Source organism: Frankia sp. CcWB2 (genome assembly GCF_977927585.1).
Map to the genome: position 1 here is coordinate 20,773 of NZ_CDWRCM010000051.1, position 1,448 is coordinate 22,220.

At 72.8% G+C, this 1,448-nt stretch carries 1 protein-coding gene; it reads right to left on the reverse strand.

The features are described 5' to 3' along the window. Positions 1-18 precede the first annotated feature (18 nt). The gene (wecB, locus tag ACY45C_RS07900; RefSeq protein WP_462186976.1) at positions 19-1,191 is read right to left on the reverse strand and encodes a non-hydrolyzing UDP-N-acetylglucosamine 2-epimerase; all 1,173 of its coding nucleotides are present in this window, start codon (positions 1,189-1,191) and stop codon (positions 19-21) included. Positions 1,192-1,448 lie beyond the last annotated feature (257 nt).

Consider the following 1,448-nt stretch of genomic DNA (forward strand, 5'->3'; position numbering starts at 1 on the left):
CATAGTGTGTCAGATTGTTTACATAAAGAGAGGTAGGTGGCTCACTGTGTCCCGAGCCGGCGGACGGATCTCCGGATCCGGTGCGCCCGGACGGCCCGGTTCCGGCGGGGGTGCGACCACCCGGGCCAGAATTCGCGCGATGCGGCGGGCGGCGTGGCCGTCCCACAGGGCCGGACGCCGGGGCGCAGGCGGCCGCTCCAGGGTGTCGAACGCGGCCGTGACCACCACCCGCCGGTCCCGACCCACCACCCGGTTGGTACCCTCGGTAACAGTCAATGGACGTTCCGTCGAGTCGCGGAGCGTCAGGCACGGTACTCCCAGCACGGTGGACTCCTCCTGCACGCCGCCGGAATCGGTGAGCACGAGACGCGCCCCGGCCTGCAACGCCAGGGAGTCGAGATATCCCACGGGCCCGAGTAGCCGAACCCCGGGGGGGAGCATCCCGGCCAGCCGCGCCGCCGTACGGGGATGCGCCGGGAAGACCAGCGGGCACCGCACCGCGATCTCCCCGAGCGCCCCGAGCAGCCCGGCGAGCACGTCCGGATCGTCGACGTTGGCGGGCCGGTGCATGGTCACCAGGCCGTACCCGCCCGGGTGCAGGCCGAGCTCGGTCAGCGTCGGCCGGCCCAGCGCCTCATCCCGGCACGCCAGGAGGGTGTCCACCATGACGTTGCCGACGAGATGGACCGCCCGGGGGGGCAGGCCCTCCCGGTACAGATGCTCCACCGCGTCCGGTGAGGTCGCGAACAGCTGGTCGCACACGTGGTCGGTGACAATGCGGTTGATCTCCTCGGGCATGGACCGGTCACCGCTGCGCAGTCCCGCCTCCACATGGGCGACGGGCACGCCCGCCTTCGCCGCGACGAGCGCACAGGCCAGAGTTGAGTTGACATCGCCGACCACGACGACGATCTCCGGGACGAGCCGGTCGAGCAACGGCTCGAACGACGTCATGACCGCGGCCGTCTGCACGGCGTGGGAGCCCGATCCCGCCGCGAGGTGATGGTCAGGGGGACGCAGCCCGAGATCGGCGAAGAACACCTCGCTCATCGCCTCGTCATAGTGCTGACCGGTGTGCACGAGCGTGGTCCGGAAACCCTCCGCGTCGAGGGCGTCCAGAATCGGCTTGATCTTGATGAAGTTCGGTCGCGCCCCGGCCACGACCACCGCGTGCGGCCTCGGCACGAGCACGGGCTCGGCGAGCGTCGGGACCGGTGCGGGGCGGCGGCGCGTGGCCGCGAGCGGGGCCCGCGGCGAGGGCGGGCCATCCACCGGTACACCGGCGACGGGCTCACCACCCGCCGATACGCCGGTCACGAGCGGACCCCGGAACGATCCGATCCACCGCGCGGCTGGTCGACGACGGTAGGCCCGGCGGGACGGGCCGCTCCCGCCCGCCCGGTGGGGGCCGCCGCCCGCCCGGTGGGGGCCGCGAGCCCGTCGCGCGC